This is a genomic window from Halarchaeum grantii (assembly GCF_014647455.2).
In the GTDB taxonomy this organism is placed as follows: Archaea; Halobacteriota; Halobacteria; order Halobacteriales; family Halobacteriaceae; genus Halarchaeum; species Halarchaeum grantii.
In genome coordinates, this window is the sequence record NZ_BMPF01000002.1 from 711214 (window position 1) to 718014 (window position 6801).

The window sequence follows — 6801 nt, forward strand, 5'->3', positions numbered from 1 at the left end:
CCGTGTCGGGGTGTCCCGATGCGTGTAGTCGCGAAGTTCGGCGGGACGAGCCTCGGCTCCGGCGACCGGATCGACCGGGCCGCCGACTCCGTCGCGAACGCCGTTCGAGAGGGCCACCAGATCGCCGTCGTCGCCTCCGCGATGGGGTCGACGACCGACGACCTCCTCGAGGACATCACCTTCGACGCCGAGGAGGGCGACCGTGCCGAAATCGTCTCCATGGGCGAGCGGACGTCCGTCCGGATGCTGAAGGCCGCGCTCACCGCCCGCGACATCGACGCGGTCTTCCTCGAACCCGGCCACCCCGACTGGCCGGTCGTCACGAACGCACGCGGCGAAGTCGACGTCGAGGAGACCCAGCGGCGCGCACGGAAACTCGCCGAGCGGATGGACGGCGTCGTCCCCGTCATCACCGGCTTCCTCGCCGAGGACCACGACGGGAACGTCACGACCCTCGGACGCGGTGGGAGCGACACCACCGCCGTCATGCTCGGGTGTTACATGGACGCGGACGAAGTCGTCATCGTCACCGACGTCGAGGGCATTATGACGGGCGACCCCCACGTCGTCGAAGGGGCCAGAAACGTCGGCGAGATAACCGTCGACGAACTGCGCAACCTCTCCTTCCGCGGCGCCGAAGTCGTCGCGCCCTCCGCGCTCACCTACAAGGACGCCGACCTCGACGTCCGCGTCATCCACTACCAGCACAGCAACCTCCTCACCGGCGGCACCTCCATCGAGGGCGAGTTCGAGAACATCATCGACATGCGGGACACGCCGCTCGCCTGCCTCACCGTCGCCGGGCGCGCCATCCGGAACAGCCACGGCATCCTCGCGCGGCTCTCGCAGGCGCTCGGCGACGCCGACATCAACATCGACGGCGTCGCCTCCGGGATGGACTCCATCACCTTCTACGTCGACGCCGACGTCGCCGAGCGCGCGGAGAACATCCTCCACCGCGAAGTCGTCTCCGAGGACACGCTCTCCAGCGTGACCGTCACCGACGACGTCGCCGTCATCCGCGTGCTCGGCGGGGACTTCCCCTCCCAGCCCGGCGTCGTCCGCGACATCGTCAACCCCATCTCCGACGCCGGCATCTCCCTCCACGACGTCATCACCTCCGCGACGAGCGTCGCCGTCTTCGTCCCGTGGGACGACCGCGAACGCGCGCTCGACGCCGTGCAGTCGAACTTCGAGGGCTGACGCCCGCACCTCGTTCTCACACTCGTCTTCCGGCCGCCGCGCGCGACGGCCCGCGCGTCGCAGTCCCCTCTCGTGCCGAGCGATGCGTCGCTTCGCAATAGCTATCCGCCTACCGGACACCACACGAACCAATGGAACTCCCGCAACGCGAACTCGCGGTCCTCGAGGCCGCGAGCGCGGACGAACCGACCACCGTCGCGGAACTCGCGTCCGCGACCGGTGAGAAGCCCGAGACGGTCACGGGCGCCGCCTTCGAACTCGAGGAGCGGGGCTTCGTCACCGTCTCCGAGGAGACCGTCGCCGACGCCGAACTCACCGAGGAGGGCGAGCAGTACCTCGCCGACGGCCTCCCCGAACTCCGGCTCTACGAGGCCGCCCGTGAAGCGGGCGCCGACGACGACCCCGTGGGGATGGGCGAGGTGCTCGGCTCGGCCGGCCTCGAGGGCCCCGAGGTCGACATCGCGCTCTCGAACTACGCGCGGAAGGGCTACGGCAGTATCGACTCCGGCGACCTCGTCGCGAACCCGGACGCCGACCCCGAGGCCGACGAGGAAGCCGCCGCGCTCGCGGCCGTCGCGAACGGCGAACCCATCGACGCCGACGTCCGGGAGGCGCTGGAGCGCCGCGACCTCGTCGTCGTCCACGAGCGGACCGTCCGCTCCGTCACGCTCACCGACGACGGCGTCGACGCGCTCATGGCCGGCGTCACCGCCACCGAAGCGGTCGGCCAACTCACCCCCGAGATGCTCGCCTCCGGCGAGTGGGCTGACGTCGAGTTCGCCGACTACAACGTCGAGGCCGACGCCGAAACCCCCAGCAGCGGGAAGACCCACGTCCTGCGCGCCACCGCCGAGCGCGTGAAGGACGTCCTCGTGGGGATGGGCTTCGAGGAGATGGAGGGCCCGCACGCCGACTCCGAGTTCTGGATCAACGACGCGCTCTTCATGCCTCAGGACCATCCCGCGCGCACCCACTGGGATCAGTTCGCCCTCTCCGAGCCCAGCGAGGTCGACGACCTCCCCGAGGACCTCCTCGAGCGCGTCGAGAGCGCGCACCGCGAGGGCGTCGGACAGGACGGCGACGGCTACCACTCGCCGTGGACCGAGGAGATGGCGCGCGGCGTCGACCTCCGCGGGCACACCACGTCGCTCTCCATGCGCTACCTCTCCGGGGAGGCCGTCGGCGACCTCGAACCGCCACAGCGCTACTTCAGCGTCGAGAAGGTGTACAGGAACGACACCCTCGACGCCACGCACCTGCTCGAGTTCTTCCAGATCGAGGGCTGGGTGATGGCCGAGGACCTCAGCGTTCGCGACCTCATGGGGACGTTCACCGAGTTCTACAGCCAGTTCGGCATCGAGGACATCCGCTTCAAGCCCCACTACAACCCCTACACCGAACCGAGCTTCGAGCTGTTCGGCACGCATCCGCGCACGGGGGAGGTCATCGAAATCGGGAACTCCGGGCTCTTCCGCCCCGAAGTCCTCGAACCGCTCGGCGTCGACTGCGACGTCATGGCGTGGGGGCTCGCCCTCGAGCGCCTCCTCATGCTCACGCACGGCTTCGAGGACATCCGCGACGTCCACGGGACGCTCGCCGACATCGACTTCCTGCGGGACACGGAGGTGGTCTACTGATGCCCGTCGTCGACGTCGACCCCGACGAGCTCCGCCGTCTCACCGGCCACGAGGAGAAGAGCGACGACGAACTCAAGGACGACCTCTTCGCGCTCGGCCTCGAGTTCGAGGGCGAAACGGAGGACGGGGAGTTCCAACTCGAGTTCGCGCCCGACCGACTCGACCGCCTCAGCGTCGAGGGCGTCGCGCGCTCCCTGCGCTACCAGTACGGCGACGCGTCCGGTGTGTACGTCCCCGAGACGAACGCCGCCGACTGGACCATCGCGGTCGAGGAGTCGGTGCCCGACGAGCGCCCGTACGTCACCGGTGCCGTCGTTCGCGGCGTCGACCTCTCCGGGGGCGCGCTCGAGTCGCTCATCCAACTCCAAGAGAAACTCCACGCGACCATGGGCCGCAAGCGCGCGAAGGGCGCCATCGGTATCCACGACCTCGCGATGCTCAAGGGGCGGTCCGCGCGGGGCGCGGGCGACGGAGCGGCCGAGCCCCGAGACACCGGTGAACCCGCGAACGCGACTCCCGGCACCGACGCCCCCGACGCCACGGCGTCGAACTCGATCACCTACCGGGGCGTCGACCCCGACGGCGACACGTTCGTCCCCCTCGACTCCGACGCCGAACTCACGCCCGCCGAGGTGCTCACCGAGCATCCCACCGGCGAACAGTACGCCGACCTCCTCGACGCCTACGAGCGCTATCCCGCCATCTACGACGACCTCGGCCTGTTCAGCTTCCCGCCGGTCATCAACGGCCGGCGGACCGAAGTCACCGAGAACTCCCGCGACCTCCTCATCGAGCTGACGGGTACCGACCAGTGGACCATCGACCGGATGTGCAACATCATCTGCTACGCGCTCGACGCGCGCGGCGGCACCGTCGAGGACGTCACCGTCTCCTACCCCGACACCGACGTCACCAAGCCCGACCTCGAGGTCGAGGAGAAGGTCGTCACCCACGAGCGCATCGAGTCCACGCTCGGCGTCGACCTCACCGAGGAAGAGGTGCTCGACCTCTTCGGGCGCGCCGGCCTCGACGCCGAGAGCGAGGTCTGGGGCGAGCAAGGCATCGACTACGTCGTCGAAATCCCGCCCTACCGGACGGACGTCCTCCACCCCGTCGACCTCGTGGACGACGTCGGTCGCGCCTACGGCTTCAACGATCTCGTCCCGCGCTACCCCGACGTCTCCACCGTCGGCGGCCGCACCGAGACGTCCCGACTGGAGCGCGCCGTCCGCGAGACGCTCGTCGGCCTCGGCCACCAGGACCTCCTCAACTTCCACCTCACGAACGAAGCGGAGAACTACGAGCGCATGCGCCTCGAACCCGGGAGCGACGCGCTCGGCGGCGGCGAACCCGCGACCATCGCCGAACCCTACAGCGAGGACTACACCATCGTCCGCACGTGGGCGCTCCCCTCGCTCGTCAGCCTCCTCGAGAACAACACGCACCGGGCCTACCCGCAGGACGTCGCCGAAGTCGGCTTCGCCGCCGAACGCGACGACAGCAACACGGGGGTCGCCGAACGCCGCACCGTCGCGGGCGCCGTCGTCCGCCACGACGCCTCCTACGAGGACGCCAAGGCCCGCCTCCAAGTGCTCGCGCGCGACTTCGACGTCGAACTCGAGACGCCGCCCACAACGCATCCCTCGTTCATCGACGGGCGTACTGCCAGCGTCGTTATCGACGGCGAACCCGTGGGCGTCATCGGCGAACTCCACCCCGAGGTGCTCGTCGAACACGACCTCGAAGTGCCGGTCGCGGCCTTCGAGTTCCGCCTCGACGCGCTCGCGGAGTAGCACACGCTCGCGGCTGGCGTTCTTCGCGAGCAGAAGACACCGCGACGACGACTCGCTCTCTCAGAGGTCCGCGCCGACCGCGTCCGCAACCGAGTCGAAGCCGTCGCGCTCCAGAAGTTCGAGAAGGCCGCGATTGATCTCCGTCGCGATGGACGGCCCGCGATAGACCATCCCCGTGTAGAGCTGGACGACGCTCGCGCCCGCGCGGATCTTCGCGTAGGCGTCCTCCGCCGTGAAGACGCCGCCCACGCCCACGACCGGGAGGTCCGTGCGCTCCGCGACGAAGCGGACCGTGTCCGTCGCGCGGTCCCGGAGCGGCGCACCCGAGAGCCCGCCGTCCTCCACGCGGCTCGGGTGCGAGAGGCCGTCGCGCTCCGTCGTCGTGTTCACCGCGATGACCCCATCGAGACCGATTTCCTCCGCGAGGTCCACGCCCGCCGCGACCCCCTCGCGCGAGAGGTCCGGGGAGAACTTCACGAGGAGCGGGCTCGCTCCCGCCTCACGGAGCGTCGTCAGGATCTCCGCTAAGGCGTCGCTGTGCTGGAGGTCGCGCAGGCCCGGCGTGTTCGGGCTGGAGACGTTCACAACGAAGTAGTCGCCCGCGTCCGCGACGCGCTCGTACGTGTACAGGTAGTCGTCCGCCGCCTCATCGAGCGGCGTCGACTTCGACTTCCCGATGTTCACGCCCACCGGGACGTCCGGGAGCGTGCTCGCGTCGAGGCGTGCGCCCACCGCGTCCGCGCCGTCGTTGTTGAACCCCATCCGGTTGATAATCGCCTCGTCCTCCGGCAGGCGGAACATCCGCGGCTTCGGGTTGCCGGGCTGGCGCTCCGCCGTGACGCCGCCGACTTCGAGGTGACCGAAGCCGAGCGCCGCCAGCCCACGCGGGACGTGCGCGTTCTTGTCGAAACCCGCCGCGACCCCCACCGGATTGGGGAACTCGTTGTCGAACGCCCGCACGCGCAGGCGCTCGTCGTCCACGCCGTACCAGCGGTCGAGGCCGGCGAGCACCGGCGGGACGGACTGTGCTCCGCGTAGGAGAGAATGAACGGCCGTGTGCGCCGTCTCCGCCGGTAGCTGGAAGAGAAGCGGCTTGAGCGTCTCGTACATCTGACGGCCCGCTCAGAAGTCGTGCTCGACCTCGTCCGGGTCGGCTTTCTGGATGATAATCTTGTCCTCGCGGACGCGGACGAACACCTCGTCGCCGATCTCCAACCCGGCGACCGCGAGTTCGTCCTCGTGGAGATTGACGTGAGCGTTGTGGTACTCCCCGTCCTCCCCTTTCGCACCACTCGGGCTGAGCTTCTTCTTGCGGACCATCGACTGACCTACGTCTACGTTCGACAGAGCAGTTACTTAAGCCCTTCCGAGTCTGCACCGGCTCGATGCTCCGGTCCTCTCACGCGGCGAATCGCCACACAGACGGCCGATTTCGGCGATATGTTTATGATACGCCCTGTGTATCGTTCGCACGGAACGAGACCATGGTACGTGAGGACGGCAAGCGGAACTTCGCGCTCCGCGACAGCGACGGTTCGGAGAGTAGCGTTTTCAGTGGGAGCACGCCGAGACAGGCGGCGCTCAAGGCCGCCCGACGGATCGACGACGTCGGCGAGAGCGAGGCGGCCGCCACCCGCTACGAGATACAGCTCCGAGAGAAAGGTACCGACAAACTCCACATCTACGAGGCGTGGGCGTGGCAGTCCGACTCCCCCGACGACAAGCCCGACTGGATGCCCGGGGAAATCACCGAAGCGAACGTCGCCAAACAGGGAATCGAGCACCTCGACGAACCCTGAGCACGGATCGTCGGTCGGCTCTCCACCCGACCAGCCATCCGTCGCGTTAATCCTCCCCCGTCGCGTAGTGCCGTCTGCGCGGGTACCACCCGACCAGACTGTACGCACACACGCGTAGGATGACCGGTCGGCCTCCGCCCGCGTCGCATTTTCCGTGCTACGACAGAGCGTCCCGAAGGGGGTGGTGGTTCGACGGCCTTATCCGTTACCCGGGCATTCGAAGAAATGCGAAGGACGTGACGTGGCCCGGTTCACCCGGCGCCACCGACGCACTCCCTCCCGAATCTACTCGGGTGACACGCCACCTCGCTTCCGGCGAGGTCGGAACGTCACCCTTAAGGGTATCCCGCGATTCGGAACAAATGCGAG

6 protein-coding genes are annotated in these 6801 nt (G+C 68.6%); 4 read left to right on the forward strand and 2 right to left on the reverse strand.

The features are described 5' to 3' along the window. Positions 1-18: 18 nt before the first annotated feature. The 3 genes from IEY12_RS09880 (at position 19) to pheT (ending at position 4633) form a co-directional block, all read left to right on the forward strand. Positions 19-1203 (forward strand): aspartate kinase, encoded by a 1185-nt coding sequence (locus IEY12_RS09880; protein WP_188883346.1) that lies wholly within the window; start codon positions 19-21, stop codon positions 1201-1203. 131 nt (positions 1204-1334) lie between these two features. Next, entirely contained in the window at positions 1335-2840 is a 1506-nt protein-coding gene (pheS, locus tag IEY12_RS09885) for a phenylalanine--tRNA ligase subunit alpha (RefSeq protein WP_188883352.1), read from the forward strand. Beyond that, positions 2840-4633 (forward strand): phenylalanine--tRNA ligase subunit beta, encoded by a 1794-nt coding sequence (gene pheT / locus IEY12_RS09890; RefSeq protein ID WP_188883356.1) that lies wholly within the window; start codon positions 2840-2842, stop codon positions 4631-4633. The genes pheS and pheT overlap by 1 nt, the downstream gene beginning before the upstream one ends. 60 nt (positions 4634-4693) lie before the next feature. Here the strand turns inward: pheT and IEY12_RS09895 are convergent, their stop codons facing one another. After that, entirely contained in the window at positions 4694-5743 is a 1050-nt protein-coding gene (locus IEY12_RS09895; RefSeq protein ID WP_188883364.1) for a quinone-dependent dihydroorotate dehydrogenase, read from the reverse strand. A gap of 12 nt (positions 5744-5755) precedes the next feature. Beyond that, complete coding sequence (locus IEY12_RS09900) at positions 5756-5953, reverse strand: AbrB/MazE/SpoVT family DNA-binding domain-containing protein (protein ID WP_123074594.1); 198 nt, start codon at positions 5951-5953, stop codon at positions 5756-5758. A gap of 164 nt (positions 5954-6117) precedes the next feature. Here IEY12_RS09900 and IEY12_RS09905 point away from each other — a divergent pair, with 164 nt between their 5' ends. After that, on the forward strand, positions 6118-6432 hold the full coding sequence (locus IEY12_RS09905; protein WP_188883365.1) for a non-histone chromosomal MC1 family protein: 315 nt from the start codon (positions 6118-6120) through the stop codon (positions 6430-6432). The last annotated feature ends 369 nt before the right edge of the window (positions 6433-6801 follow it).

Excerpts from the sequence above, each read along its gene's own strand:
- IEY12_RS09880 (WP_188883346.1), top strand. The coding sequence starts at position 19 with ATGCGTGTAGTCGCGAAGTTCGGCGGGACGAGCCTCGGCTCCGGCGAC.
- pheS (WP_188883352.1), top strand. The coding sequence starts at position 1,335 with ATGGAACTCCCGCAACGCGAACTCGCGGTCCTCGAGGCCGCGAGCGCG.
- pheT (WP_188883356.1), top strand. The coding sequence starts at position 2,840 with ATGCCCGTCGTCGACGTCGACCCCGACGAGCTCCGCCGTCTCACCGGC.
- IEY12_RS09895 (WP_188883364.1), bottom strand. The coding sequence starts at position 5,743 with ATGTACGAGACGCTCAAGCCGCTTCTCTTCCAGCTACCGGCGGAGACG.
- IEY12_RS09900 (WP_123074594.1), bottom strand. The coding sequence starts at position 5,953 with ATGGTCCGCAAGAAGAAGCTCAGCCCGAGTGGTGCGAAAGGGGAGGAC.
- IEY12_RS09905 (WP_188883365.1), top strand. The coding sequence starts at position 6,118 with ATGGTACGTGAGGACGGCAAGCGGAACTTCGCGCTCCGCGACAGCGAC.